General features: G+C 63.4%; 25 protein-coding genes and 4 tRNA genes. 19 read left to right on the top strand and 10 right to left on the bottom strand.

The annotated features are described in order from the left end of the window. Positions 1–46 precede the first annotated feature (46 nt). The 3 genes from C7435_RS04060 to C7435_RS04050 all read left to right on the top strand — a co-directional run bounded on the left by C7435_RS04060 (position 47) and on the right by C7435_RS04050 (position 1,033). Positions 47–352, top strand: coding sequence for an integration host factor subunit alpha (locus C7435_RS04060; protein ID WP_075189888.1), 306 nt, complete (start codon positions 47–49; stop codon positions 350–352). 30 nt (positions 353–382) lie between these two features. Then, positions 383–835 carry a MerR family transcriptional regulator gene (locus C7435_RS04055; protein WP_075189887.1) on the top strand — a complete coding sequence of 151 codons (453 nt, stop codon included), beginning with the start codon at positions 383–385 and terminating at the stop codon, positions 833–835. A gap of 120 nt (positions 836–955) precedes the next feature. After that, positions 956–1,033 (top strand) — tRNA-Pro (locus C7435_RS04050). 185 nt (positions 1,034–1,218) lie between these two features. Here C7435_RS04050 and C7435_RS04045 read toward each other — a convergent pair. Then, positions 1,219–2,484 (bottom strand): NAD(P)/FAD-dependent oxidoreductase, encoded by a 1,266-nt coding sequence (locus C7435_RS04045; protein WP_121210394.1) that lies wholly within the window; start codon positions 2,482–2,484, stop codon positions 1,219–1,221. Positions 2,485–2,637: 153 nt separating this feature from the next. On the opposite strand from C7435_RS04045, the gene C7435_RS04040 reads away from it, so the two are divergent. Further along, entirely contained in the window at positions 2,638–3,663 is a 1,026-nt protein-coding gene (locus tag C7435_RS04040; RefSeq protein ID WP_075189885.1) for a COX15/CtaA family protein, read from the top strand. Between the two features lie 17 nt (positions 3,664–3,680). Here the strand turns inward: C7435_RS04040 and C7435_RS04035 are convergent, their stop codons facing one another. Next, entirely contained in the window at positions 3,681–4,529 is an 849-nt protein-coding gene (locus C7435_RS04035; protein WP_121210145.1) for a CPBP family intramembrane glutamic endopeptidase, read from the bottom strand. A gap of 83 nt (positions 4,530–4,612) precedes the next feature. On the opposite strand from C7435_RS04035, the gene C7435_RS04030 reads away from it, so the two are divergent. Then, entirely contained in the window at positions 4,613–5,092 is a 480-nt protein-coding gene (locus C7435_RS04030; RefSeq protein ID WP_075189883.1) for a MarR family winged helix-turn-helix transcriptional regulator, read from the top strand. 86 nt (positions 5,093–5,178) lie between these two features. Here C7435_RS04030 and C7435_RS04025 read toward each other — a convergent pair whose 3' ends face one another. Together C7435_RS04025 and C7435_RS04020 are read right to left on the bottom strand one after the other, a co-directional pair. Continuing rightward, positions 5,179–6,189: a hypothetical protein gene (locus C7435_RS04025; protein WP_121210144.1), complete on the bottom strand. Its 1,011-nt coding sequence runs from the start codon at positions 6,187–6,189 to the stop codon at positions 5,179–5,181. After that, positions 6,168–7,583, bottom strand: coding sequence for an alkaline phosphatase PhoX (locus C7435_RS04020; RefSeq protein WP_075189943.1), 1,416 nt, complete (start codon positions 7,581–7,583; stop codon positions 6,168–6,170). The genes C7435_RS04025 and C7435_RS04020 overlap by 22 nt, the downstream gene beginning before the upstream one ends. 213 nt (positions 7,584–7,796) lie before the next feature. Between C7435_RS04020 and rplM the strand changes: the two genes are divergently transcribed. Next, complete coding sequence (gene rplM, locus C7435_RS04015) at positions 7,797–8,261, top strand: 50S ribosomal protein L13 (protein ID WP_075189881.1); 465 nt, start codon at positions 7,797–7,799, stop codon at positions 8,259–8,261. Between the two features lies 1 nt (position 8,262). Next, on the top strand, positions 8,263–8,760 hold the full coding sequence (rpsI, locus tag C7435_RS04010) for a 30S ribosomal protein S9 (protein WP_075189880.1): 498 nt from the start codon (positions 8,263–8,265) through the stop codon (positions 8,758–8,760). A gap of 66 nt (positions 8,761–8,826) precedes the next feature. On the opposite strand, the gene C7435_RS04005 is transcribed toward rpsI, so the two are convergent. Continuing rightward, complete coding sequence (locus tag C7435_RS04005) at positions 8,827–9,738, bottom strand: LysR family transcriptional regulator (RefSeq protein WP_075189879.1); 912 nt, start codon at positions 9,736–9,738, stop codon at positions 8,827–8,829. Positions 9,739–9,850: 112 nt separating this feature from the next. Here C7435_RS04005 and C7435_RS04000 point away from each other — a divergent pair, with 112 nt between their 5' ends. Both C7435_RS04000 and C7435_RS03995 read left to right on the top strand, forming a co-directional pair. Then, positions 9,851–10,477: a class I SAM-dependent methyltransferase gene (locus C7435_RS04000; RefSeq protein WP_121210143.1), complete on the top strand. Its 627-nt coding sequence runs from the start codon at positions 9,851–9,853 to the stop codon at positions 10,475–10,477. Between the two features lie 33 nt (positions 10,478–10,510). Then, a complete protein-coding gene (locus tag C7435_RS03995) occupies positions 10,511–12,400 on the top strand; it encodes an ABC transporter transmembrane domain-containing protein (RefSeq protein WP_121210142.1) in 1,890 nt (629 codons plus the stop codon). On the opposite strand, the gene phaC is transcribed toward C7435_RS03995, so the two are convergent. Continuing rightward, complete coding sequence (gene phaC / locus C7435_RS03990; RefSeq protein WP_121210141.1) at positions 12,397–14,463, bottom strand: class I poly(R)-hydroxyalkanoic acid synthase; 2,067 nt, start codon at positions 14,461–14,463, stop codon at positions 12,397–12,399. The genes C7435_RS03995 and phaC overlap by 4 nt on opposite strands. An 83-nt stretch (positions 14,464–14,546) precedes the next feature. Between phaC and C7435_RS03985 the strand changes: the two genes are divergently transcribed. From C7435_RS03985 to C7435_RS03940, 10 genes are all read left to right on the top strand, one after another. Further along, positions 14,547–14,876, top strand: a complete 330-nt coding sequence (locus C7435_RS03985) for a hypothetical protein (protein ID WP_121210140.1) — start codon at positions 14,547–14,549, stop codon at positions 14,874–14,876. 52 nt (positions 14,877–14,928) lie between these two features. Further along, positions 14,929–15,885, top strand: a complete 957-nt coding sequence (glpX, locus tag C7435_RS03980; protein ID WP_075189874.1) for a class II fructose-bisphosphatase — start codon at positions 14,929–14,931, stop codon at positions 15,883–15,885. Between the two features lie 11 nt (positions 15,886–15,896). Continuing rightward, positions 15,897–17,708: a single-stranded-DNA-specific exonuclease RecJ gene (gene recJ / locus C7435_RS03975; RefSeq protein WP_121210139.1), complete on the top strand. Its 1,812-nt coding sequence runs from the start codon at positions 15,897–15,899 to the stop codon at positions 17,706–17,708. Between the two features lie 67 nt (positions 17,709–17,775). Next, positions 17,776–17,850: transfer RNA gene (locus tag C7435_RS03970), tRNA-Glu, on the top strand. Positions 17,851–17,971: 121 nt separating this feature from the next. Beyond that, positions 17,972–18,481, top strand: coding sequence for a 6-pyruvoyl trahydropterin synthase family protein (locus C7435_RS03965; protein ID WP_075189872.1), 510 nt, complete (start codon positions 17,972–17,974; stop codon positions 18,479–18,481). 373 nt (positions 18,482–18,854) lie between these two features. Then, positions 18,855–19,343 carry a cold-shock protein gene (locus C7435_RS03960; RefSeq protein WP_170150333.1) on the top strand — a complete coding sequence of 163 codons (489 nt, stop codon included), beginning with the start codon at positions 18,855–18,857 and terminating at the stop codon, positions 19,341–19,343. Positions 19,344–19,456: 113 nt separating this feature from the next. Further along, complete coding sequence (locus C7435_RS03955; RefSeq protein WP_121210137.1) at positions 19,457–20,026, top strand: DUF192 domain-containing protein; 570 nt, start codon at positions 19,457–19,459, stop codon at positions 20,024–20,026. Between the two features lie 41 nt (positions 20,027–20,067). Continuing rightward, positions 20,068–20,144: transfer RNA gene (locus C7435_RS03950), tRNA-Pro, on the top strand. A gap of 63 nt (positions 20,145–20,207) precedes the next feature. After that, a complete protein-coding gene (locus C7435_RS03945; RefSeq protein ID WP_075189869.1) occupies positions 20,208–20,513 on the top strand; it encodes an ETC complex I subunit in 306 nt (101 codons plus the stop codon). Between the two features lie 20 nt (positions 20,514–20,533). Further along, positions 20,534–20,610, top strand: a tRNA-Arg gene (locus C7435_RS03940). A 251-nt stretch (positions 20,611–20,861) separates the two neighbouring features. Here C7435_RS03940 and C7435_RS03935 read toward each other — a convergent pair. Genes C7435_RS03935 through C7435_RS03920 form a run of 4 tightly spaced genes read right to left on the bottom strand, consistent with a single transcriptional unit; the run spans position 20,862 to position 24,456 of the window. Next, positions 20,862–21,422, bottom strand: a complete 561-nt coding sequence (locus C7435_RS03935) for a DUF1993 domain-containing protein (RefSeq protein ID WP_121210393.1) — start codon at positions 21,420–21,422, stop codon at positions 20,862–20,864. 58 nt (positions 21,423–21,480) lie between these two features. Continuing rightward, positions 21,481–22,629, bottom strand: coding sequence for a cystathionine beta-lyase (metC, locus tag C7435_RS03930; protein WP_121210136.1), 1,149 nt, complete (start codon positions 22,627–22,629; stop codon positions 21,481–21,483). 4 nt (positions 22,630–22,633) lie between these two features. Beyond that, positions 22,634–23,455: a sulfurtransferase gene (locus tag C7435_RS03925; RefSeq protein WP_121210135.1), complete on the bottom strand. Its 822-nt coding sequence runs from the start codon at positions 23,453–23,455 to the stop codon at positions 22,634–22,636. Continuing rightward, positions 23,455–24,456: a cysteine synthase A gene (locus tag C7435_RS03920; RefSeq protein WP_121210134.1), complete on the bottom strand. Its 1,002-nt coding sequence runs from the start codon at positions 24,454–24,456 to the stop codon at positions 23,455–23,457. Before C7435_RS03920 ends, C7435_RS03925 begins: the two co-directional genes overlap by 1 nt. Positions 24,457–24,506 lie beyond the last annotated feature (50 nt).

The raw sequence follows: 24,506 nt of genomic DNA, 5'->3' as shown, positions 1-24,506 counted from the left end.
ACCCGGTTTCGGGGCGTAGCCTGATATCGTCTTTGTGGGGATAGCCATGGCAGATAAAACCTTGACGCGAGCGGATCTGGCGGAAGCAGTCTACCGGGAGGTAGGTCTGTCTCGTCAGGAATCCGCAGATCTGGTCCAATCCGTGCTGGGCATGGTTTCGGACACGCTGGCGAAAGGCGAGTCCGTGAAGCTCTCCTCCTTCGGCTCGTTCCTGCTCAGGGACAAGCGTGGACGTGTGGGGCGTAATCCGAAGACCGGGGTGGAAGTGCCGATTGAGGCCCGCCGCGTTCTGGTGTTCAAACCGTCACAAGTACTAAAGGAGCGCGTCGACTCGGCTCTGTCCAAGGATTAGGGCGGACCCGCAGACTGACGCGAACAGCGCATGTCGGTCACGAACAAGTCTGCAGACGCATTTCGAACCATCAGCGAAGCCGCTGAGGAATTGGATATCCCCGCGCATGTGCTGCGCTTTTGGGAAAGCAAATTCGCCCAGATCAGCCCGCTAAAACGGGCCGGTGGCCGCCGTTTCTACCGGCCGCAAGACCTGCAATTGCTGCGCGGCGTGAAGCGTCTTCTCTATGAGGACGGCTACACGATCAAGGGCGCCCGCAAATATTTCAAGGATCATGGTGTCGCTGCCGTGATGGAAATGGGTGACCCGTCCGGCAGCCAGCCGCGTGACGCGCTGGCAATCGATGCCGCGGATCGTGAAACACCGACCGTGCGGACGCCGGCCAAACCGCGTCCGGCTGATGGCGCGCAACGCCAGCTCGATGATATCCTCGCCGACCTGGAAAACGCCCAGGCCAAGCTGAAAGCGGCGCTGGAACCGTGACCCTGGGTGCCCGGGCGTCGTCACCGCAGATGGTGCTGACAGGCCTGTTGCCCAGCGGCAAACCTCCCCCTATAAGCGACTTCCCCATCGGACGGGCCTGCCTGTCCAGCAAGTGAGTGTCGGAGCGTGGCGCAGCCCGGTTAGCGCACCGGTCTGGGGGACCGGGGGTCGCGAGTTCGAATCTCGCCGCTCCGACCATTTGCTTGCGATGTTCTCGACAATTCTGACCCCGTTGCGGGTATCAACCCACCTTCTCCTTGGGGAGAAGGTGGCCCGAAGGGCCGGATGAGGGGGATTCGCTCTGCGGTCACCGGGATTTACCCCTCACCCTGACCCTCTCCCCAGGGAGAGGGAAGGCAGGTGGCAGACGCGCGCGACCGCCTTTACACCCCCGCCATAGCCGCTTTCATCACATCCTTCATCGCCATCTCCGGATCCGCCAGCGCGACCGGGTCCGGCTTGGCGCGTTTCAGGATCATCATCTTGGCGGCCATGAAGCTTTGCGGGTCATTGATGCAGTCGGCGGCAATGAGGACGCCATTGGCGAGGTGGAAGAAGCTGCGCGGGGTTTCACCGTCGCCGCCACGGGTGATGGTGGTGTCGTGTTGGCCGATCAGGCCGGCGGTCTGGAGCTTGAGATCGAACTGGTCGGACCAGAACCAGGGCACTTCGGGTTTCGGTGCGGCCGCGCCGCAAATCGCCGCGGCGGCGTGCTTGGCCTGGTCGAGGGCATTGGGCACGCTTTCCAGGCGCAGGCGGGTGCCGGTGAGCCAGTTGTGCTGTTCGGCGCAATCGCCGATGGCGAAAATGGCCGGGTCATCGGTGCGGCACTCGGCGCCGACGCAGATACCGTTGGCGGTGGCGAGACCGCTGGCCGCGGCCAATTCCTGATTGGGGATGACGCCGATGCCGACGAGGACACTGTCGCAGGCAATCGTCTCTCCACTGGTCAGTTTGACCGCCTGCACGTGCTTGCCGCGTGAGAACAGGCCGGATTTGGCCTTGAGCGCCGCGACCTGGCTGTCCAGCCGCACCGAAACGCTGCGCGTTTCATGGGCGGTGCGGTAAAATTCCGAAACTTCGGGGACGGCGACGCGGGCCAGCAACCGGTCCATCGCTTCGATCACGACCGGTTCGGCGCCGCACTTTTGGGCCACGGAGGCCGCTTCCAGACCGATATAACCGCCACCGATGATGGCGATGCGCTTGCCGGGCGCGAAATCGGCCTTCAGGGCGTCGACATCGGCAATGGTGCGCAGATAGCGCACACCGTCGAGATCCGCGCCGGAGACGGGCAGGCGGCGGACCCGCGATCCGGTCGCCAGGACGAGATGGGTATAGGTCTCGCTCGACTCGTCGGCAAAGCGCACGATGCGGGCATCGCGGTCGATTTCGGTCGCTTCGCTGCCCAGGTGCAGCTCGACATTCTGCTCTGCCCAGGTTTCCGGCGGCTGCAGCCACAGCCGGCTTTCATCGATCTCGCCGGACAGATAGGTCTTGGACAAGGGCGGGCGTTGATAGGGCGGATGGGGCTCGTCGCCCGCCAGCACGATACGACCGGCAAAGCCGCCGCGCCGCAGCGACGCGGCACACTGGCCGCCTGCCTGGCCGGCGCCGAGAATGACGACTGTCTCGTCGGTATTGCTCACGCGCATCTCTCCCCAATTCGCGAACCGCTTGCGACATGATGGCGCGTCCGGTCCAGTCCTGCGAGTGCAATATCATCATGTCGGGGTCCGGCGGTGAGGCACAAGGCTTGTGCTGCGGCGTGGATGGGGTAGGTAGCCCGCCCGGGAGATTGCATGTCGTATCATTCCAGCACCACAAGCCGCGCCGTCTCGCTCTGGCTGCTCGTCGTTGCCGCGCTCGTCTGCGCCATGATCATTATCGGCGGCACCACGCGCCTGACCGATAGCGGCCTGTCGATCACCGAGTGGAAGCCGATCTCCGGCGCCATCCCGCCGCTCAGCCAAGCGGATTGGGAACGTGAGTTTTCGCTCTATCAGCAGACGACCGAGTTCCAGGTCCAGAATTCGGCGATGACGCTGGCCGAGTTCGAATTCATCTTCTGGTGGGAGTGGGGCCATCGCCAGCTCGGTCGCCTGATCGGCCTGGTCTATTTCGTGCCCTTCGTTTTCTTCTGGCTGCGCGGCCATCTCAGCGCCCGCCTCAAGCCGCGCCTGTTCGGGCTTTTCCTGCTTGGCGGCGCTCAAGGCGCGATCGGCTGGTGGATGGTGGCGAGCGGATTGTCCGACCGGCTCGATGTCAGCCAATACCGGCTGGCCACGCATTTGGGCATGGCCTTTATCATATTGGGGGCTTCGATCTGGCTGTCGCTGGAAGCGCGCTTCGGCCCGCCGCCGCTGCGCCGGGGACGACTGGCCGGTGTGACCACTGGTCTGCTGGCGCTGATCTTCGTACAGGTCTTGCTGGGGGCGTTTGTGGCCGGCCTCGATGCCGGACGCATCTACAACACCTGGCCACTGATGAATGGCGAGCTGATCCCGTCTGACTATCTCGGCGGCATGTCGTTCTTGCCGGCGATTTTCGAGAGCCATGCCGCCGTCCAGATGCACCATCGCTGGATGGCCTATCTGGTGGCGCTGTGCGTATTTGCGCATGCCGTCCTGATCTGGCGTGAGCCGCGGGTGTCGCTGAAACCCTTCATGATCATTCTGCCGGCCCTGGTGATCGGCCAGATGGCTTTGGGCATTGCGGCCCTGGTATCGGTCGTGCCGCTGCACCTGTCGCTGGCCCACCAGGCGGGGGCGATCCTGTTGTTCAGCGCCACGGTCTGGGCGGCCTGGACGGCGCGGCGGGCGGTCTGAGAGACGCCCTCGTCAGGCTAGAGACCGGCCCGGCGCGCGCGCTGCCAGTAGATGATCGCGATCAGGCTCACGGTGATCGGGATCATGAGTCCGTATTCATCGGTCCACAGGGCGGTTGAGGCATTCTCCACCGTCAAGGGCGTGAAGATTTTCTGGATGTAGATATTGTGGGCGCCGTGAAACATGATGGCAGGCCAAACCGACCCGCTCTTGAACGTGTAGTAGGTCATGATGACGCTCATCGCGATGATCATCACGGTGAAGCACGCCAGCTGAAACAGGGTGTTGCCGCCGCCATAGGCAATGATGACCGGGTAGTGCCAGACGGCCCAGATGCCGCCGCTGATCAGGCATGTGGCATTGAAAGAGAAGATCTTGCGCAACTCCCACACAAAGAAGCCGCGCCAGCCGATTTCCTCACCGGCGATCGTGCCCAATGATTTGACGAATTGTACGACGGCCATCAGCACGCCCATCAAGCCGATCACGACGAAGGCCGGAGCTTCCGGCAGTCCGAGTGACTGCCCCCATTCGGTAATGGTTTCGGCATTGCCAAACCCGCCCAGCCCGGTCAGCCAGACAAGCCCGTAGGCAATCGATACGTAGAGAACCGGGATCAGGTAACCGGCTCGATTGGCGCCGTGCTTGCCCCATTTCCAGGGCAGTGACGCGATCGTCCGGCGGCGGAGTTTGAGTGTCAGGAAGGCCGCCACGGCCGGCATCATCATGAGGGTGCCGACATAGAGCGAGGTTGGAATGAGCGCGACGATGGCGTAGTGGGCGAGGGCGCTCAGGACTGTGAGAATGCCGATAAATACCAGCAGGGTGATGACAGTCGTGCGTTTGTCAGCCTGGGTTTCGGTCATGGTGTGCGGCTTTCCTTTACGTGTGAGGCCGTCAGGTGTAATTTATGCACATAATTGTACAATTAATTGTATAAAGGCAAGCCATGCGTGACAGCAATATCATGGACACCCACCGGCTGAGCGGCGCTTTCGTGTCGAACAAGCTTCTGCGGCTGGTTGAAACCCTTGCCGATCAGGGTGAGGTCTTGTTGCAGACAGCCGGCATCGTCATTCCGCCGCGCGCCATTTCCACCGTGCTGATGATTGGTGAAGTGCCCGACGTCACTGCAGCGGATATCGCAACCGCGCTGGACCAGCCGCACCAGGTTGCGACCCAACGGGTGGCGCTCCTCATCAAGCTGGGACTTGTGTCCAAGCGGCCTCACTCATCGGACAGTCGCCGCAAGGTTCTGGAATTCACTGCGCTAGGCAGGACCCAGTATGATCTGATGATGATCATGCTGGAGAAAATTCGCGCGGCCATGGACGCGCTGTTTGACGAGTTGGGCGTCGATCTGGCGGCCAAGGCCGTGGAAGCGGTCCGATCGCTGAAGGCGACGCCGTTGGTCGACCGGGTTTCCTGACCGGGCCATGGCCATGCAAACAGGGCCATGCAAAATGAGCCGCGTGCGCGGCTCACCTTGATGTCTGATCGAATTTCAACCCGTCGCTAGTCTTGCGCCACAACGGCCCGGATCAGGGCATCGCGCGAGACGACTTTGAGACGGCCGGCACCCTCATCGAACACGACCATCAGCCCGTTGGCGTAGGCGGTGTAGCCGAAATCAGCATCGGTGACGGCGAGGGCGGCGGGTGTCTGGATGCCGGGGGTTGAGAGTCCGTCGACAATGTCGAGCGAGGCGCCCCGCACCAGTGTTTCCGCGTCAAAGCTTTCCACTGTCTCGCCACTGCCACTGGTCGCGAGCACGCGCTGGGTGCCGTTGAAGTCCCCGAGCGTGAGATTGGCAGCCCGGAAGGGATCCTCGGCCAGGATCGTGCCGTCACCGGACAGGCGGGCAATGCCGCCGACCGGGCTGGCCGTGTAGATGTCGCCGTCCAGGGTCGCGCACTGGCGTGCCGGCGCGGGCAGTGGGAAATCACGGACGCGTTCGACGCTGAGCTGGTCGCTGCCGGCATCGCGGACACGCCAAATCTCGGCATGGGCACCGGTGCCCAGAATGACCAGCTCGACAAAGCCGACGCCCTCACGCATCAGGCACAGCCCGGCGACGCCGTCGACCGGCTCGATGGCGCCAAGCGGCAGGTCGAGAACCTGGGCACCGTCGCGCACCACGGCATAGCCCCGGACGGCATTGGCGTCGCTGACCGATCCGAAAATGAGCGGCAGGGCTTCACCGCGCAGCTCGAAGGCCGGCGCAACAGCCAGACCGGTAAGGCGTTCACCGGCATGGCGGGTCTTGAGGAGCCCGTCGAGATCGAAAATGTCGATCCCGCCGGCGCCGGGTGCAGACAGCACAAAGCCCAAGGAAGGGGCGTTCGGATCGGGCAGGAAACCGACCGGGCCGCCGCCACCCTCAACAGCGGTGAAGGCCGCAGTGACAAGCACCTCGACCGGGCCGGTTTCCTCAATCTCCGCCGTCTCGCCTTCCGGCGCTTCCGCGTTCGGACCGCAGGCGGCGAGTGCCAGCAGCGAAGCGCCTAGAGCGAAGGCGCGGGCCAAGGACCGCGAACCGCGAAGGTTTGTCCGGGATAGCGCTGAACGTTGAAAAACAGGGTCGAACCGTCGGGACTGAAACATGGACCGCAAATCTCGCTTTTTTGACCTTCCGGCCCGGAGGCCGCATTGCGTCCAATCGTATACACCTCGCCATCGGGCGTCACGCCGCGGATGTACTGGTCCTGCGGCCCATCCTCGACGACGATCAGATCGCCCCAGGGCGCGACGCAGAGATTGTCGCAGCGCTCCATCACGGCATCGTCATGGCTCTCGAAGAAAAGTTGGAGACGACCGGCCTCGGCTGTTTCGTCCGCTTCGCCTTCGGCCGGGCTGGGCTGATAGCGCCAGATCTGGCCGAGACGCTCCGGGCCGCCGTCGGTGCAGGTGAAATAGCACTCATTATCGCCCCACCAGATGCCTTCGCCGCGGGTGAATTTGGCGGCGCCGGCGGCGATCCCGCGCAGGGCCAGGTCGGCATTGGGCGCCTCGACATCGTCGAGATCGATCCACTCGACGTCCAGCCATTCGCCCTGCGCGATGTCGGCACCGTTCCAATTGCGGGTATCCAAGCCCGGACGGCCACGCACGGCGAGACCCTGCAGCCGGCCGCCTTGCGCCAGCTCACCCGGCACATTGGCCAGAAAGCGGTAGAACAGGCACGCATCATACCGGTCCTCGGTGAGGTAGGCGATCAGCGTCCGCGGATCAATGGCAACGGCCTCGTGGCGGAAACGGCCCATTGCCTTGAGGGGGACCGGTTCGACCAGGCCGGTCGCGTCAGCAGGAACCTCGAATACATAACCATGTTCGACACCGGCTTCCGGTCCGGCATTGGTTTCGTTTTCTTCGCACGTCAGCCAGGTGCCCCATGGTGTCTGGCCGCCGGCGCAATTATTGATGGTGCCGACCAGGGACAGGTATTCGTCTTCGACGGCGAGGGTTTCCGGATTGAGGACGACATGGCTGGTGCCGCCAATATGCGGATTGCCGTCGGCGTCCCAGTCATGCACCAGCGAGCGATCAATCAATTCGAGCCCGGCATTGTCGACGCCAAACGGGCTCTTGTCGGTCTCACCGACACGCAATTCGTGATTGCGCACCAGGACCAGGCGCCCGTCGGTCCGCTGGAAACAGGCCATGCCATCAAAATCGCCGGGCACGATGAGGCCGTCGCTCATCGGCTGGCCGGCCGAGGAGATCACGTCATAGGTGAAGCCGCGGGGCAGATCGAACAGGCCGTCCGGATCGACCTGCAGATCACCAAAGCCTTCGACCTGGTTGAAATAGCCCTGTTCGGCCGGATAGCGACGCTGGCAGGCCGACAGGGCAGCCAGGCCGGAAAAGGCGAGGGTGGTGGCAGCGCTGTTGCGCAGGAAATGGCGTCGGGACAGGGACATGATGCTCTCCAGGGCGTGCGTGATCACCTTGTAACTACAACGACTTCGCGACGGATGCATGACGCCGCTGCAGCATACGGTATTATTTAACCGCATCCCTAGGTGTATAAAATTACAGCTAAAATCGGACACCCGCTTGACCGAGTGGAAAATCCCCCCTAAACGGCGCGCTCGAATTCAACCTGATCCAATCAGGCCTGAGGCAGGATTATTATGAAAACCATCTCCGTTAAGCCGGCGGATGTCGTTAAAAAGTGGGTCGTGATCGACGCAGAAGGTGCCGTTGTCGGTCGCCTCGCTGCTTATGTCGCCACCCGCCTGCGCGGCAAGCACCGTCCGGACTACACCCCCCATGTCGACATGGGCGACAACATCATCATCGTGAACGCCGAGAAGGTCGTCTTCACCGGCACCAAGCGCGATGACAAACGCTATTATCACCACACCGGTCACCCGGGTGGGATCAAGGAAACCAGCCCGGCGAAACTGCTGGACGGCCGTTTCCCGGAACGCGTTGTCGAGAAAGCCGTGCTGCGCATGCTGCCGAAAGACAGCCCGCTGGCGCGTCAGCAGTTCTCGAACCTGCGTGTTTACGCCGGTCCCGACCACAAGCACGAGGCGCAACAGCCGGAAGTGGTCGATTTCAAGTCCATGAACTCCAAGAATACGCGAGGCTGATATGTCTGAAGAAGCCCGCTCGCTCGAAGACCTCAAAGACGTCATCAAGGAAGCCGATGCCGGCACCGTGGTGGCTGACGAGTCCGTTCCGGCTGAGCCCAAAATCGATGAGCACGGCCGTTCCTATGCCACCGGCAAGCGCAAGAACGCGGTCGCCCGCGTCTGGATCAAGCGCGGCAATGGCAAGATCACGGTCAATGGCCGTGACCAGGAAGCCTATTTCGCCCGTCCGGTCCTGCGCATGCTGCTCCAGCAGCCGCTGCAGGCCGCCGAGCGCGTTGACGAGTTCGACATTGTCGCCACCGTCGTCGGTGGTGGCCTGTCCGGCCAGGCCGGTGCTGTGCGTCACGGCATCTCCAAGGCCCTCCAGCTGTTCGAGCCGGGCCTGCGCCCGGTCCTGAAGGCCGGTGGCTTCCTGACCCGCGACAGCCGTGTCGTCGAGCGTAAGAAGTACGGCAAGGCCAAGGCCCGCCGCTCCTTCCAGTTCTCCAAGCGCTAAGCTTTACGGGAACACGCCGAATACAAGACGGGCGGTGCCAATGGCGCCGCCCGTTTTCTTTTTGTCTCAGCTTCGGCGGCGCGACCGCGCCTGTTTTGCCAGCCCGTCCGCGATCGCATCGAAGACCAGTCGGATACGGCGGCTGGTATTGAGCTCGCGATGGGTGACCAGCCAGGTCTGGACGGGGATGGGCGGCAGCGCCGGCCACAGCTCCTCCAGCTCCGAATGCTGCTCGATCCAGTCGCGCGTCATCGGCGTCACGCCCAGGCCCTGCATGGCCAGCGCATGGTGAACGGTGCTGCTGCCGCAACTGATGGGGAAATTGTCAGGCGTGAGGCTGAGTCCGATCGCGTTGAGGGCCTCGATCACCCGTTCATTCTGCTCGAACCCGATGAAATCCATGCGATTGATGTCGTCGATTGAGGTCGGTCGTCCGACCCGGTCGAGATAGTCGGGATGGGCGTAGAGATGGCCGGTCGTTTCGCCAACCAGTCGCGCGATCAGGTCGGGCTGTTCGGGTCTTGCGTGACGGATCGCAATGTCGGCTTCACGCTTTTGCAGGTCGTGCAACTCGTTCGAGGCGATGATCTCCAGCCGGATGCCGGGTGCCGTCTCGCGGATGTGCCGGATGATCGGCGGCAGGTAGTAGGAGGCCATGATATTGGTCGCCGTCACGGTCACCAGCCCTTCAATCGTGCTGGACTGGCCGGAGGCGGTCAGGGATATCCGTTGCGCGGCTTCGCCCATGGAGCGGACATGTTCGACCAATTCCATGGCGGCGCCGGTCGGCACGGTGGCGCGCCGATTGCGCTCGAATAGCGTGACGCCCAGGTCCGATTCCAGCGCCGCGATCTGTCGGCTCAGCGTGGGTTGGGTTTGCCCCAGGGCGCGGGCAGCGCCGGAGAACGACCCTTCCTCGATTGTGGCGAGGAAGGCGCGGATCTGATTCCAGTCGAAGGCGATAGCGGACCAATTCATGGGTTTTCGTATATCAGAAACCCGTTTTGCGGCAATTCATATCCGGTCTGCGTATGCCTAAATATCAGCCGAGGCGATCACGACGGGTGGTCGTGGCCGGGAGAGACAGAACATGACGCAAGCGCACCGCTGGTGGGACAAGATCGCCGAGAAATACTCGACCCAACCCATCGCGGACATCCCCGGCTGGGAACACAAGCTGGACCGGATCCGCAGCCATCTGACCCCGGACACCCGCATGCTGGAGTTCGGTTGCGGCACCGGCGGAAATGCCCGCCGTCTGGCACCCCATGCCGGGTCGATCCTGGCAACCGACCTGTCGGGCGAAATGTTGCGTATCGCCAAGGCTCGGGGGGACGAAGAGGGATTGACCAATATCAGCTATGAGCGCGGCGATTTTCTCGAGCTCGACCTTCCTGCAGGTCAATTCGACATGGTCCTGGGGATGAGCATCCTGCACCTGCTCGACGACCGTCATGCGGCAATGGCCAAGGCGCGACAGCTGTTGAAGCCGGGCGGTCTTTTCATTACCAGCACGGCCTGCCTGCTGGACGGTTTCTGGTTCATGGTCCCCATCCTGCCGATCGGGCGAATGCTGGGCGCCTTTCCGCCGGTGAAGGCGTTTGGCGCCAAGACGCTGAAGCGCGAGATTGCCGATGCCGGCTTTGAGATCGAGTATGAATGGCGCGCCAAGCCGTCGGCGGCGCTCTTCATTGTCGCCCGCAAACCGGCTGGTTGACCGTTTTCACGCGCAGGATTGCAGGACACACAGATGAGCCAACAGGACGCATCGGCCAGTGATGCCGTGGATGAAGCGCGCGGGTCCGGCTTTGCCGCCGAGCTGGAACGAGATCAGGCCCATCGCGAAAAGGCCAAGACGGTGCAGCCCTTGCGCCGCCTGCTGCCCTATATCACGCGCTATCCGGGACTATTGGCGGCGTTTTCGGCCTTTCTGGTGCTCGCCTCCGGCCTGACCCTCGTTCTGCCGGCCGCCTTCCGCCTCGTGGTGGATTGCGGTTTCGCTGGCGATGTCCGGCCGGCGAGTTGCGGGACGCTGGGCGATGGCGGCGGTCTGGGCGTGTATTTCATGGCCGGCATGGCCGTCGCCGTCCTGCTCGGGCTCGCCAGCGCCTTTCGTTTCTACTTCATCAGCCGGCTCGGCGAGCGAGTGGTGGCGGATCTGCGCCGCGATGTCTTTGCCCACCTCCTGTCGCTCGATCCCGGCTTCTATGCCCGCACCCGGACGGGCGAGGTCCTGTCCCGCCTGACCACGGATACAACCCTGATCCAGACCGTGGTCGGTTCGTCGATCTCGGTCGCCCTGCGCACCGTTGCGACGACGACCGGGGCACTGGTCCTGATGGTGGTGGTGAGCTGGCAGCTGGCGCTGCTGGTGCTGGCACTCGGCCCGCTCATGCTGGGACCGATCCTGCTCTTCGGGCGCCGCATCCAGCGCCTGTCCCGGGTCAGTCAGGACAATCTGGCCGACGCATCGGCGCGGGCCGGGGAGACCCTGCAGGCAATTGAAACCGTGCAGGCCTTTACCCGCGAAACTGAGGAATCCACCCGTTTTGCCGATGCGGTGGAGATGACGTTCGGCGCTTCGATGCGCCGGATCGTCGTGCGCTCGATCATGACGGCCCTGATCTTCTCGGTCATTCTCACCGGCCTGATCGCGGTGTTGTGGTTCGGGGCGGTCCAGGTCCAGTCCGGCGCGATCACGCCGGGCGCGATGACGCAATTCGTCATGTATGCCTTCGTTGCGGTCAGCGGCGTTGCGATGCTGACGGAAACCTATACCGAGATGATGCGGGCGGCCGGTGCGACGGAACGCCTGATGGAATTGCTGGCGGCGCGGTCGACCCTGCCAGTGCGCGAGTCGGCCCTGCCGCTGGCCCAACCAGTACGCGGTGCCATCGGGTTTGATGCGGTCTCCTTTTCCTATCCATCGCGACCGCAGGACCCGGCGCTGCGTGATGTGTCCTTTTCCGTCGAGCCGGGCGAAACCGTCGCCATTGTCGGCCCGTCCGGTGCCGGCAAGAGCACAGTGTTCCAGCTCTTGCTGCGCCTGTACGACCCGCAGTCCGGGGAGGTCCGTCTTGACGGGGTCGATATCCGCGACCTCGATCCGCGCGCCGTGCGGCAGGAAATGGCAATCGTGCAGCAGAATGCGCCGCTTTTCTCCGGAAGTGTCGCCGACAATATCCGCTTTGGTCGCCCCGGTGCGTCTGATGCGGATGTCCGCGCGGCGGCGCAGGCCGCCAATGCTGACGGTTTCATCGCGGCCCTGCCGCAGGGCTATGACACGGCACTGGGCGAACGGGCGGCGACCCTGTCGGGCGGCCAGCGGCAACGCCTGGCCATTGCCCGGGCCATCCTGCGCGACGCGCCGGTGCTGCTGCTCGACGAGGCGACCAGCGCCCTCGATTCGGAAAGCGAGCAATTGATCCAGTCTGCCGTGGAACGCCTGTCCCAAGGACGCACCACGCTGGTCATTGCCCACCGCCTGGCGACGGTCCGCTCGGCTGACCGGATCATCGTGCTGGAAGATGGGTTGGTCGTCGATACAGGCCGGCACGAGGTCTTGCTGGCACGCGGCGGCCTCTATGCCCGCTATGTCGAACTTCAGTTCGGCCAGGACGGCGCCACCGCCGATCGCTAGTTGGCCTTCGGCGTGGTCTTTCCGGGCTTTCTGGCGCTGGTTTTCCGGGCCGCAGGTTTGCGCGCGGCAGGTTTCTTTGCGGTTGTTTTCTTGGCCGTGGCCTTTGCAGACGCCTGTTTTTTCGGCGCCGGTTTGCTGGACGCGGGTGTGGTGGCAGGCCGACTGTCTGCCGTGGACTCAGGACCGGCCGAGGTCGCGGCTTGGCCCTTGGGTGCATCGCTGCGCACCAGGACATTACGGCCTGGCGCCTTGCGGATGGGTTTCAGCTTGCCATCGCCGGGCGTGCGGGCCGGGACGTTGTCGCCGGAGCGCTCGAACAGCCAGTCGCGCCAATCGCCCCACCAGGAGCCGGGATGTTCGGTGGCCCCATCAATCCACGCCTCGACCGTCTCGGGCAGGGCCTCATTGGTCCAGTATTGGTATTTCTTCGCGTCCGGGTGGTTGATGACGCCGGCGATGTGACCGGATCCCGCCATCATGAAGCGGGCTTCGCCGCCATAGAGCCGCGCCGCGCGATAGACGGACGGGTAGGGGGCGATGTGGTCGTCGCGTGAGGCCTGGATATAGACCGGTGTCTTGACCGCGCCGAGATCGAGCTTGTGTCCGCCCAGCTCCAGCTCGCCCTTGGCCAGACGGTTATTCTTGTAGAAATTGTCGAGATACCAGAGGTGCAGCGCCTTGGGCATGCGGGTCTGGTCGGCATTCCAGAACAGGAGGTCAAAGGCCTGAGGCTGGCGCCCGAGCAGGTAATTGTTGACCACGAAGGACCAGACCAGATCGTTCGAGCGCAGCAGGTTGAATGTGTCGGCCATGGAACGGCCATCGAGCACGCCGCCCTGGCTATCCATGATGCGCTCGATCTCTTTCATCCAGACGTCGTCAATGAAAAGCAGGAGATCACCCGCCTTTTCAAAATCGGATTGGGCGGCAAAGAAGGTGGCTGAGCCGATGCGGTCGGCCTGGCCTTCCGCTTCCAGCCACGCCAGGGCCGAGGACAACAGCGTGCCGGCGACGCAATAGCCGACCGCATTGACCGAGGTCTCTCCGGTTGTCGCCTCAATCGCGTGCAGTGCCGCGAACAGGCCTTCATGCATGTAGTCGTTGAAGGTCTTGTCCTTCAGCTCGGGACCGGGATTGACCCACGAAATCAGGAAGACGGTGAAACCCTGGTCGACCAGCCAGCGGATCATCGAGTTCTTCTCGCGCAGATCCATGATGTAGAATTTGTTGATCCAGGGCGGCGCGATCAGCAGTGGGCGCTGCTTCACGGTCTCGGTGGTCGGCGTGTACTGGATCAGCTCCATCAGCGCGTTTTCGAACACCACTTCGCCCGGCGCCGTCGCCATGTCGCGGCCGACCTGGAAACCGTCCATATCGGTCTGTTTGAGTGCCAACCGCCCGTCGCCTCCGGCCAGATCGTCGAGCAGGTTTTGCAGGCCGCGGGTCAGGTTCTCGCCCTGGCTCTGCATGGTCTCGCGCAGGACATCGGGATTGGTCAGGGCGAAATTGGTCGGCGACAGGGCGTCGGTCATTTGCCGCGTCAGGAATTCGACCTTGCGTTTGGTGCGATCATCAATGCCCTCGACACTGCCCACCAGGCCCATCAGGAAATGCTGGTTGAGGAGATAGGATTGTTTGATCGCGTCAAAGACCGGGTTTTCCGACCAGTCGGACGAGCGCCAGCGTTTGTCGCCGGCTTCCGGCTCGATCGCGGGCTTGGTCTCGGCCTCGCCAGCCATCACGCGCTTGCTGGTATTCGACCAGAGATCGATATAGCCCTTCATCAGATCGGCCTGGGCGCGCATCATCAGGTCGGGCTGGGCGATGATCTGTTTCCAGACTTCCTGGAATTCCGGCGCCGAATGAAACGGGTCTGCGTTGGGCAGGACGGGGTCACCCTCAAGCGCCTTGCGCATAACATCGGACATCAGATGCTGCGATTTCAGCGAGGCCTGCATGAGATTGCGCGAAAGATGATCGAGTGTTTCGAGTTCTTTCTCCGTCAACTCGCTCCAACCCGCCGCACCGGATCCGGCCTTGCCTTTGCCCGACTTGTCGCTCATGGCAGTCCCTTGTTATCAACGGGTGACTCAGACCCTTATCAGCGTATAGAAAGCGCGACGCGCGTCCAGCGCGAGGAGATCCCATGCAACATGTCCTGATCGCCGTGTCCATCACGCTGCTTGTCGGGGGCTGTGCTGTCATCGACAGGCCGACGGAGAATGCCGGCAATCCGGATTGGGTTGAGGATCGTCTGGACCAGGCCGGGGATGGACGGCAGGCACCGGCGGTGGTACCGGTAACATCCATTCCCGCGGCGGAAACCAGCGCCATGGATGCCGAGGCCCGCCGGCTGCTTGCAGAACGCGCGGCCATGGCAGCCGAGGCCGAACGTCGGGACGCGGAAAACCGGCGTGGCTCTCCAGAAGAATTCACGTCCGAAGGGCAGGCACGCACGCAGCCGCCCCAGCAATGAACAGGAAGTCTCCGACCGGACCCGATCCGGACGGTGTTTTGAGGAAGACGAGATGAGCGATACGCATGCCTTGACCAATCTGGCCTTCCAGGCCGTCCGAGCGGCTGAAAGCGCCGCTGTCGCCGCATCCGGCTGGATCGGTCGCGGTGAGAAGGAGCTGGCTGACCAGGCCGCCGTCGACGCTTTGCGTACCGGTCTCAACGCCATGCCGATGAAGGGCCGGATCGTGATCGGCGAGGGCGAGCGCGACGAGGCGCCGATGCTGTATATCGGCGAGGAAGTCGGCACCGGTGAAGGTCCGGAGATCGATATCGCGCTTGACCCGCTCGAAGGCACCTCCCTGACCGCCAAGGGGCAGGCCAATGCGCTGGTTCTGGTTTCCTTCGCGCTGCGCGGTGGTCTCCTGTATGCGCCGGACACCTATATGGACAAGATCGCTGTCGGGCCGGGCCTGCCTGCGGGGGTGGTCGATCTTGATGCGACGCCGGGCGACAATGTCCGCAATCTGGCCAAGGCCAAAGGCGTCGATGTGTCCGAGATCACCGTCTGCATTCTCGAGCGCGAACGTCACCAGTATATCATTGATGGTGTGAAAGAGGCCGGTGGCCGTATCCGACTCATTCCCGATGGCGATGTTGCCGGTGGCATGGGCACGGCAGGACTCGGCGCCGGTGTCGACATGTATATCGGGCAGGGCGGGGCACCCGAAGGCGTGCTGCTCGCTTCCGCGCTGCGCTGCATTGGCGGCCAGATGCAGGCCCGCCTGGTTTTCCGCAATGATGATGAGCGTGCCCGCGCCGCCCGTACCGGTGTCACCGATCTCGACCGCAAATATGACGTTGCCGAGCTGGCGGCCAGCCATTGCCTCTTCGTCGCCGCCGGCGTCACCGATGGTGATCTGGTCGATGGTGTCCGCTTTGAGGGCGGTTCGGTGCACACGCATACGCTTTTGCTCGACTCAGCCGATCATTCGGTCCGCCGTATCCGGTCAGCCCGACCGGCGGCCTGATCGATGGTGTGATGCTCGACGACAATCCGACACTGACAAACGGCTCGCCCCCACTCCTGGGGGTGAGCCGTTCGCTTTCCGGCAAGCGCTGGCGGCTGCGTGAGGCCGATGAGAGCGCCGTGGTCACCATTGCCCGCCAGCAAGGTGTTCCGGACGCCCTGGCCCGTGTGATCGCGGCGCGCGGCATCACCGCCGAGGCGGCGGGCGCTTTTCTGACGCCGCGTCTGCGCGACAGCTTTCCCGATCCGTCCGATTTTGCCGACATGGACAAGGCTGCGGCCCTGGTCTGGGACGCCATCGAGGCGCAGCGGCCCATGGCCGTCTTCGCCGATTATGACGTCGATGGCGCGACGTCGGCGGCGCAGCTGATCCGCTATTTCCGGCATTTTGACCGGCCGGCCGACATTTATGTCCCCGATCGCATCGAGGAGGGCTATGGCCCATCGGGCGCGGCGTTCGAGACGCTGCAACAGCGTGGCGCCGAACTGGTCATCACGGTCGATTGTGGTGCAGCGGCGCATGCGGCCCTGGAGCATGCGGCCGGGATCGGGCTCGATGTCATCGTCATCGACCACCACCTGATGGACGCGGCGATGCCGCCGGCCGCCGCCCTCGTCAATCCCAACCGCGCCGACGACAAGTCCGGCTGTGGCCATTTGGCGGCGGCAGGGGTGACCTTCATTTTCCTTGCCGCGCTCAATCGCGAGGGCAGGCGGCGTGGCACGATCACACCGGACAATGAACCCGACCTGCTCGATTGGATCGACCTGGCGGCCCTGGGCACGATTTGTGACGTCGTTCCGCTGACCGGGGTCAATCGCGCCATCACGGCGCAGGGCCTCAAGGCCATGGGGCGCTGGTCGCATCTCGGCCTGCGCTGCCTGGCCGAGGCGTCAGGTGTCGAGGGCGAGGCCAATACCTATCATGCCGGCTTTCTGATCGGTCCGCGCATCAATGCCGGCGGCCGTGTTGGCAAGTCCGATCTCGGGGCCACGCTCTTGACCACCGAAGATGAAGCGCTCGCCCGGCGGATCGCCGGGGAGCTTGATGCGCTGAATGCCGAGCGCCGCAGCATCGAAGCCGATGTGCAGGAAGCGGCATTGGCGCAATTGGAGGGCCAGGCCAGTGAGCGCGCCATCCTGGTCGCGGCCGGGGAGGGTTGGCATCCCGGCGTGATCGGCGTGGTCGCCGGGCGTCTGAAAGAGAAATTCGACAAGCCGGTCATCGTGATCGGGCTGGATCGCGCGGCCTCACCGCCGATCGGCAAGGGGTCCGGGCGCTCAGTGCCCGGGGTCAATCTCGGCGGCGCCATTGCCGCCGCGCGCGATGCCGGCCTGTTGCTGTCGGGCGGCGGTCACGCCATGGCTGGCGGGTTGAGCATCGACCCGGACCGGATTACCGAGCTGGTCGCCTATCTTGACGACAGGCTGGCGCCGGAACTCGCCGCAGCGGCAGATGAGATGGCATTGCGGGCCGATGGCGTTCTGACTGCAGGCGGGATCACGACGGAACTGGCGCAATTGCTCGAACGGGCGGCGCCCTTCGGCCAGGGCAATGCCGAACCGCGCTTTGTGCTGCCGCGCATGCGGGTGAGCTTCGCCAAACGGGTTGGCACCGATCATGTCCGATTTACGCTGGGTGATCTCGACGGGCGGCGGGTTGATGGCATTTGTTTTCGCTGCGCCGAAACCCCGATTGGCGAGGCCCTGCTGGCCGCCGGGCCGGGCTTGTTCCATGCCTTCGGTCGTCTTAAGCTGGACACTTGGCAGGGTCGGGAACGGGTGCAGCTGCACTTGGAGGACCTCGCGACTGCAGCGGAATGAGATTTTACAGAAATCCCGCTTGCAAGGTCGCTCAGGCTTTTCTATACGACGGCCCTCACATCGCTGCGGTCCCTTCGTCTATCGGTTAGGACGCCAGGTTTTCAACCTGGAAAGAGGGGTTCGATTCCCCTAGGGACTGCCACGATGTTCCTCCCCATACAGAGCGATCCGACCCTGAACCCGGTCGCAAGTCCGGCGCCGGTTTGCCTTGGTGCAGGGTGCGGGCTATAGGCCCACACCGAACAGTGAGCGGAGAGTGGGGCATGGCCCATCTGTCGACCAAATCCTATGGCAATGAGCGCGGACTGTCCTGCTGTTCGCGGCAATGGGCGGCGGACAGTCATTGCGCACTCCTGCACGGTTACTCCTTCGGATTCCATTTCGTCTTCGCCGCTGAACAGCTCGACAAGCGCGGCTGGGTGCTCGATTTCGGCAGGGGTGGTTTCGGGCCGATCAAGGATTGGCTTCATGAGATGTTCGACCACACGCTTCTTGTCGCCGAGGACGATCCGGAACGGCCCGTCCTGGAAGCGCTGGGCGAGCGCGGCCTGGCGCGCGTGCGCATCGTGCAGGGCACCAGCTGCGAGCGGATGGCGGAACTTGCCTTCCACAAGGCCTCCGAGATCGTCCGCGCGGCGACCGGCGGGCGTTGCTGGGTCGAGTCGGTGGAATGTTCTGAGCACGCGTCCAATTCGGCCATCTACCGGTCGTCGGCGGCCATGGCACAGCTTGCCGAGGCGGAACGGCTGCAGGCCGAACTCTCCGGCGACTGATTCGTTTTCACCGGATTTGCCACCACCGGCTGACCGTCGAACAGGCAAATCCATGCGCACACGAACCGGTTTTTGTCGAATGTGAACGCTGTTAGCTGCTCAAGAAATTCGCTTTAAACGCGAATTTTGCAGATTACCAAACTGTCATGAAAACCGCATCAGATAGCGGTCGAAATTTGTCTATACCACAACATGTTGTGGTAATCTTGCTGCGACTGGCTCTCACTATCAAGATTTAGCGGAAGTTTCAAGCAACCAATCGTCGCTTTCATCTTCTCTTAACATGTCATTTTGTGTAACAATCCTTCGCTTGAGGGTTGTTTTAGCGAGTGACAAGATGGTTTTGGCTCACGAAGTCTTTGAAGACACAGAGATGCTTGAGCTCGAAGGCCGGGTAAAATGGTATGATCCAGCTCGGGGCTACGGGTTCATTGATGCAAGTGACGGGCAGGGGGACATCCTCCTTCATGCCAGTTGCCTTCGACGGTTCGGCCAAGGGCCGGCCCTGCCCAACGCGAAAATTGTCTGCAAGGCTGTTCAAGGCGACAAGGGTCGGCAGGCGGTCGAGTTGATGGCGATGACGGGTGGCGATGCCGAGGCGGAATCCCGCCCACGCCGTTTCCATCCCTATGCCGTGGTCAACACGCCGTTTTGTGAGGCCGTTGTGAAATGGTTCGACGCCTTGCGCGGCTATGGCTTCGTGACCTGCGATGATGTCGAGGGTGATGTCTTCCTGCATGCGGCCACACTGCGGCGGGCGGGTCTGGACGATATCCAGCCGGGTGACCGGCTCGAAGTGCGTTGCGTGGAAGGTCCCAAGGGGGCGCTGGCGGCGGAAATCAAGGTCGCCGGCCTGTCGTGAACAAGCGCGGACCGGGGCAGAAGGCCCGGTCCTGTTTGCCCGGCTCTGCCTGACGCTGCCCCTGCTTGTGATTGAGCGTTGCGCACGAACCGGTGCGCCGCTAGCTTCGGCGCATGCGAAACCTGATCCTTTCCGGCCTTCTGGCTCTTGGTCTTGCTGACGCCGCCTCGGCGCAGCAGACCGACCCGCAAACCAATCAAGATCCGACCGCCCGGGATGCGAGCATCGAATTCGGTGGTCCCGATCCTGTGCGCATCGTGACCGCGCGCGGCGATGAGTATGAAATCATGGCAGAAATTGCCGCGACGCCGGCCCAGATGGAGCGCGGGCTGATGTGGCGCGAGGCGGTCGAGCCGGGCAGCGGCATGCTGTTCCACTACGAACCGGCACAGCCGGCTTCGATGTGGATGCGCCATACCCTGGTTGACCTCGACATTGTCTATATCGACCCGGCCGGCGTGGTCGTGAAGATCATCGCCTACGCGCAAGCCGAATCGCTGCGCAGCCTGTCGTCGGATGCGACCGTGGCCGGTGTGCTGGAATTGGGAGCCGGTCAGGCGATCGAGATGGGATTGCGTCCCGGCGATATCGTGCATCATCCCTTTTTTGACACGGTTGAGGTCGAGGCGGCTGCGTTGGACGACGCGCCCGCTGCAGAGGAAAGCGCCGACGAGGCGCAGTAGGCTTGCCTTAATCGGGCGGCGCTTACATAAGGGCATCAAGTCGGGGCGTGGCGCAGTCTGGTAGCGCATTCGCTTTGGGAGCGAAGGGTCGCAAGTTCGAATCTTGCCGCCCCGACCATTTGCCGTTGACGTGATCAGCCCTGTGCTCCGGGCCGGTCGAGGGTTTGATTGGGAGAGGCGAATGTTCGCGAAGATCTACCGTCCCGCACGCAATGCCATGCAATCCGGTCGCGGCAAGACCAAGAGATGGGTCCTGGAATTCTCGCCGGAAATGGCCAAGCGCCCGGATCCGCTGATGGGCTGGACGTCTTCGTCCGACATGCGCGGTCAGATCAAACTCAATTTCGATAGCCAGGATGACGCGGTGGCCTATGCCAAACGTCAGGGCATTCCCTTCCAGGTCGTCGAACCGCAAGAGCCCAAGCGCTACGCCAAATCCTATTCCGACAATTTCTCGGCGACCCGCAAACAGCCCTGGTCGCACTAGCGCCTGCGCGCCTGATTTCAGCTTCCGTAGCTCAACCGGATAGAGCGCCCGCCTTCTAAGCGGATGGTTGCAGGTTCGAGTCCTGCCGGAAGCGCCAGCCATTCTTTTTGTTCCCGTTCCGCTCGACCCGAGGCGGTCACCGTTTCCGGTGCCGGGGTCGATGCCCACATGGAACGCGCTCAGGGCTGTGGTCTTGGCGCTTGATTGATCTTTGATCTCGCGGCAGTTCGCTGCGCGAACGCCACCGAGGGGCGGGCTGACCGCCCGGCGCTTGGACGCACTTGCGAACCCTGCGGGTTCGAATTGGTGGCGCGCCCGATCAATATCGCGGTCAGCCGGGATCCGCCGCTAGCCAGGCGTGTCCGCGGACTCGCGGCGATAGGCAAACATGTGGGCGACATAATCCGCCTTGCCCAGCTCGACACCCTGTTGGCGCAGGATCGCGTAGGCCATCGTGATGTGGAAGTAGAATTGCGGCAGGGCCCAATCCCGCACATAGGTCGCACCGTCGAAATCGAAGGCCAGGCCGATCGGCAGCTCGAGAGCGAGCGGGCGGTCGCCACCTGCGTCCATTTCCTCTGGGACAAAGGAGTCCAGGGCCGCCAGAGCCTCGTCGATCCGTTGCAGTGCGTCGGCCATGGTTCCCGGCGTGTCGCCGCCCTGCCGGCCTTCCTCGAGCAGAATATCGAGCTCTGCGGGAAAGTCCTGGTGACACAGACGGTGACCGCCCTCGTGGGCCTGCAGGCAGGCAAAGCGGATCTGTGTCGTCAACGGAAACATGTCCGGCGCCAGGCGAGCAGCCATCAGCGTGTCGGGGTTGTCGACCTGGTCACGCGCCTTTTCGAGCCAGGCGGCGAGGCCCTTGAGCATTTGCGTGTAGGTGCGAAGCAAAATTCCGCTGGGTGTCATCGTCATGGATTGGGATCTCTTGTTAATGGCGAGGTGGATCGGTTGCGATAACCGGCTTTCAGGTCGCTGCCTTAAATCCGCGTTCCAGATCCGCGATCAAATCTTCCGGCGCTTCCAGGCCGATCGACAGGCGGATCAGCGCGCCGTCATGCTTGTGCTCGGTCTTGCTGCGCTTCAATTGCGGGTCGCAATGGATGGCGAGGCTCTCATAGCCGCCCCAGGAAAAGCCCATGCCGAAAACCTCCAGCGCGTCGAGGAAACGCTCTGACGTCGGGATGTCCCAACCCGGCACTTCAAAGGCGAACAGGCCGCAAGCGCCGGTGAAGTCGCGCTTGAAAATGGCATGATCGGGGTGATCGGGCCGGGCCGGGTGGCGGATCGCACCGACGCCCTCGCGGGCCGCCAGCCAATCGGCGATGGCCAGGCTGCTCTCGGCGCTGCGCTGCATGCGAACACCCATCGAGCGCAGTCCGCGCAGGGCGAGATAGGCGTCGTCAGGGCCGGTGTGGAAGCCGAAGGCGCGTTCGGTGGTCTGCAGGCGCTGGAACAGGGCCTCGTCGCGCGCGACCACAGCGCCCATCAACAGGTCGGAATGTCCGCCGACATATTTGGTCAGCGCCTGGACGGCATAATCGACGCCGAGCTGCAGCGGTTTCAGGGTCAGGCCGGCGCTCCAGGTGTCGTCGATAATGGTGATGACGCCTTTTTCGCGTGCGATTTTGGCGATCGCCGGCACGTCCTGCAATTCCATGGTCAGCGAACCGGGGCTTTCCAGCAGGATGGCCTGGGTCTTGTCCGTGATGAGATCGGCGATTTCCGCGCCCATGCGCGGCGCAAAGAAGCGCGTCGTGACACCAAAGCGCGCCAGCTGGGTCAGCAGGAAATTGCGTACGGGACCGTAGATGCAATCGGCAGCCAAGACCTCGCCACCGGCTTCGGTCGCGGCCAGGATGGACAGCGTGTTGGCCATCAGGCCGGAGGAGGTGAGGGCACAGCCTGCGCCTCCTTGCAACTCGGTCAGTGCCCCGCGCAGCGCGTCATGGGTTTCAAGGCCGATGCGGCCGTAATGCTTGCGGCCCGGCGGGAAGTCGTAGAGTGCCGACGCTGAAGGGGCGAGCATGGTCGAGCCGCGCGCCACCGACGGATTGACCTGGCCGCGCTCATCATGGGGCCGACCGAGGCGGGTGAGTTTGGTCTCGTCTTTCATGGCGTCATGCTTCCGGTTCAATTGCGGTGTCGGGACGGCTGCCCCATTCGCTCCAGGACCCGTCATAGACCGCCGACTCCTTGCCCAGACAATCCAGTGCCAGCGACAGAATGCAAGCCGTCACCCCAGAGCCGCAGCTGGTGATGACCGGTTTGTCGAGATCAATGCCGACATCCCGGAACGCTTCGGCGCTGACCCGCAAACGACCGTCCGGGTACAACAGGGTGGTAAAAGGCAGGTTGTGGGCGCCGGGCATATGGCCGCTGCGCATGCCTTCGCGCGGTTCGGGAGTGCGGGCGGAAAAGCGGGCCTCGCCGCGCGCGTCAAGAATCTGCCGCTCGCCCGACGCAATCGCGGCCGCGACCGCCACCCTGTCAGCGACCCGTTGCGGACAGAAACGCGCCTGGAAATCGCCCTCCGGCCATGTCGGCTCAATCGTGTCGGCGATGAGTCCGCCGGCGATGGCCCAGGCGGGCAAACCGCCATCCAGGACCGCAACTTCATCATGGCCCATGGCGTGAAACATCCACCAGACCCGGGCGGCGCTGAACAGGCCGTAGCGATCATAGATGATCAGGCGTGAGGTGTTGTTGAGGCCCAATGCCCGGGCGTGGGCGGTGAACGTGTCGGCGTCCGGCAACATGTGCGGCAGCGGGTTGGCGCGGTCTTTCACCGTATCGATATCAAAGTGCCGACTGCCGCGGACATGACCGTCTGCGCCGGTTCGGGGACCGCCTGGAAAGGTCCAACTGCCATCCAGAAAGACCGTGTCCGGATCGTCAAGCCGAGCCACGGCCTCAGCAGCGGTGATGAGCGCGCGGGTCATCAGGCCAGCCAGGCCGGCACGGGCAGACCCTTCTCGCGCAGGAAGTCGGGATTGTAGAGTTTGGACTGATAGCGCCCGCCATGATCACACAATATGGTCACGATGGTGTGGCCGGGACCAAGGTCGCGGGCCATGTGCATGGCGCCGGCGATATTCACGCCGGACGAGCCGCCAAGGCAGAGCCCCTCATGCTGGACCAGGTCGAAGAGGAGCGGCAGGGCCTCGTCATCATTGATGCGATAGGCCCGGTCGACAACCGTCCCGTCCAGATTGGCGGTGACCCGGCTCTGGCCGATGCCTTCAGTGATCGAAGTCCCTTCGGATTTCAGTTCGCCGTGCTTGTAATAGCCATAGAGCGCCGCGCCGCCGGGGTCGGCAATGCCGATCTGGATGTCGTCGCGCTTGGCCTTGAGCGCCTTGGAAAGCCCGCCCAGCGTCCCGCCGGACCCGACGGCGCAGATGAAACCGTCCAGCTTGCCACCGGTCTGTTCCCAGATTTCCCGGGCGGTGGTGTCGGCATGGAAATCGCGATTGGCGGTATTGTCGAACTGGTTGGCCCAGATCGCCCCGTTCGGCTCGCTCTTGTCGAGCTGCGCCGCGAGTGCCCCCGAATAGCGGGCATAATGATTGGGATTGGCGTAGGGGACCGCATCGACCTCAATCAGCTCGGCGCCGAGCAGGCGGATCGCATCCTTCTTTTCCTTGGACTGGGTGCGCGGGAAGACGATGACCACGCGATAGCCCAGTGCGGCACCGACCAGGGCGAGGCCGATACCGGTATTGCCGGCCGTGCCTTCGACGATCGTGCCACCGGGCCGCAGAGCACCGCTGGCCTCGGCGGCACGAATGATGCCGAGCGCCGCGCGGTCCTTGATCGAGCCGCCCGGATTGAGGAATTCGGCCTTGCCGAGTATTTCACATCCCGTCGCTTCCGAGGCCGCCTTGAGGCGCAGGAGCGGCGTGTTTCCAATCAGGTCGATGACATTGCGGGCTGTTGGCACGGTTCGTCTCCTGAAATTGCGCGGTCCGGACTCATCTGGGTTTCGCGGAT

It is taken from the genome of Maricaulis maris (assembly GCF_003634045.1).
GTDB classification, from domain to species: domain Bacteria; phylum Pseudomonadota; class Alphaproteobacteria; order Caulobacterales; family Maricaulaceae; genus Maricaulis; species Maricaulis maris.
This window is presented reverse-complemented; position numbering and strand designations above follow the sequence as displayed.

Coding starts and splice junctions, on each gene's coding strand:
- C7435_RS04060 (WP_075189888.1), top strand. CDS start 47: ATGGCAGATAAAACCTTGACGCGAGCGGATCTGGCGGAAGCAGTCTAC.
- C7435_RS04055 (WP_075189887.1), top strand. CDS start 383: ATGTCGGTCACGAACAAGTCTGCAGACGCATTTCGAACCATCAGCGAA.
- C7435_RS04040 (WP_075189885.1), top strand. CDS start 2,638: ATGTCGTATCATTCCAGCACCACAAGCCGCGCCGTCTCGCTCTGGCTG.
- C7435_RS04035 (WP_121210145.1), bottom strand. CDS start 4,529: ATGACCGAAACCCAGGCTGACAAACGCACGACTGTCATCACCCTGCTG.
- C7435_RS04030 (WP_075189883.1), top strand. CDS start 4,613: ATGCGTGACAGCAATATCATGGACACCCACCGGCTGAGCGGCGCTTTC.
- C7435_RS04020 (WP_075189943.1), bottom strand. CDS start 7,583: ATGTCCCTGTCCCGACGCCATTTCCTGCGCAACAGCGCTGCCACCACC.
- rplM (WP_075189881.1), top strand. CDS start 7,797: ATGAAAACCATCTCCGTTAAGCCGGCGGATGTCGTTAAAAAGTGGGTC.
- rpsI (WP_075189880.1), top strand. CDS start 8,263: ATGTCTGAAGAAGCCCGCTCGCTCGAAGACCTCAAAGACGTCATCAAG.
- C7435_RS04005 (WP_075189879.1), bottom strand. CDS start 9,738: ATGAATTGGTCCGCTATCGCCTTCGACTGGAATCAGATCCGCGCCTTC.
- C7435_RS04000 (WP_121210143.1), top strand. CDS start 9,851: ATGACGCAAGCGCACCGCTGGTGGGACAAGATCGCCGAGAAATACTCG.
- C7435_RS03995 (WP_121210142.1), top strand. CDS start 10,511: ATGAGCCAACAGGACGCATCGGCCAGTGATGCCGTGGATGAAGCGCGC.
- phaC (WP_121210141.1), bottom strand. CDS start 14,463: ATGAGCGACAAGTCGGGCAAAGGCAAGGCCGGATCCGGTGCGGCGGGT.
- C7435_RS03985 (WP_121210140.1), top strand. CDS start 14,547: ATGCAACATGTCCTGATCGCCGTGTCCATCACGCTGCTTGTCGGGGGC.
- glpX (WP_075189874.1), top strand. CDS start 14,929: ATGAGCGATACGCATGCCTTGACCAATCTGGCCTTCCAGGCCGTCCGA.
- recJ (WP_121210139.1), top strand. CDS start 15,897: ATGCTCGACGACAATCCGACACTGACAAACGGCTCGCCCCCACTCCTG.
- C7435_RS03965 (WP_075189872.1), top strand. CDS start 17,972: ATGGCCCATCTGTCGACCAAATCCTATGGCAATGAGCGCGGACTGTCC.
- C7435_RS03960 (WP_170150333.1), top strand. CDS start 18,855: ATGCTTGAGCTCGAAGGCCGGGTAAAATGGTATGATCCAGCTCGGGGC.
- C7435_RS03955 (WP_121210137.1), top strand. CDS start 19,457: ATGCGAAACCTGATCCTTTCCGGCCTTCTGGCTCTTGGTCTTGCTGAC.
- C7435_RS03945 (WP_075189869.1), top strand. CDS start 20,208: ATGTTCGCGAAGATCTACCGTCCCGCACGCAATGCCATGCAATCCGGT.
- C7435_RS03935 (WP_121210393.1), bottom strand. CDS start 21,422: ATGACACCCAGCGGAATTTTGCTTCGCACCTACACGCAAATGCTCAAG.
- metC (WP_121210136.1), bottom strand. CDS start 22,629: ATGAAAGACGAGACCAAACTCACCCGCCTCGGTCGGCCCCATGATGAG.
- C7435_RS03925 (WP_121210135.1), bottom strand. CDS start 23,455: ATGACCCGCGCGCTCATCACCGCTGCTGAGGCCGTGGCTCGGCTTGAC.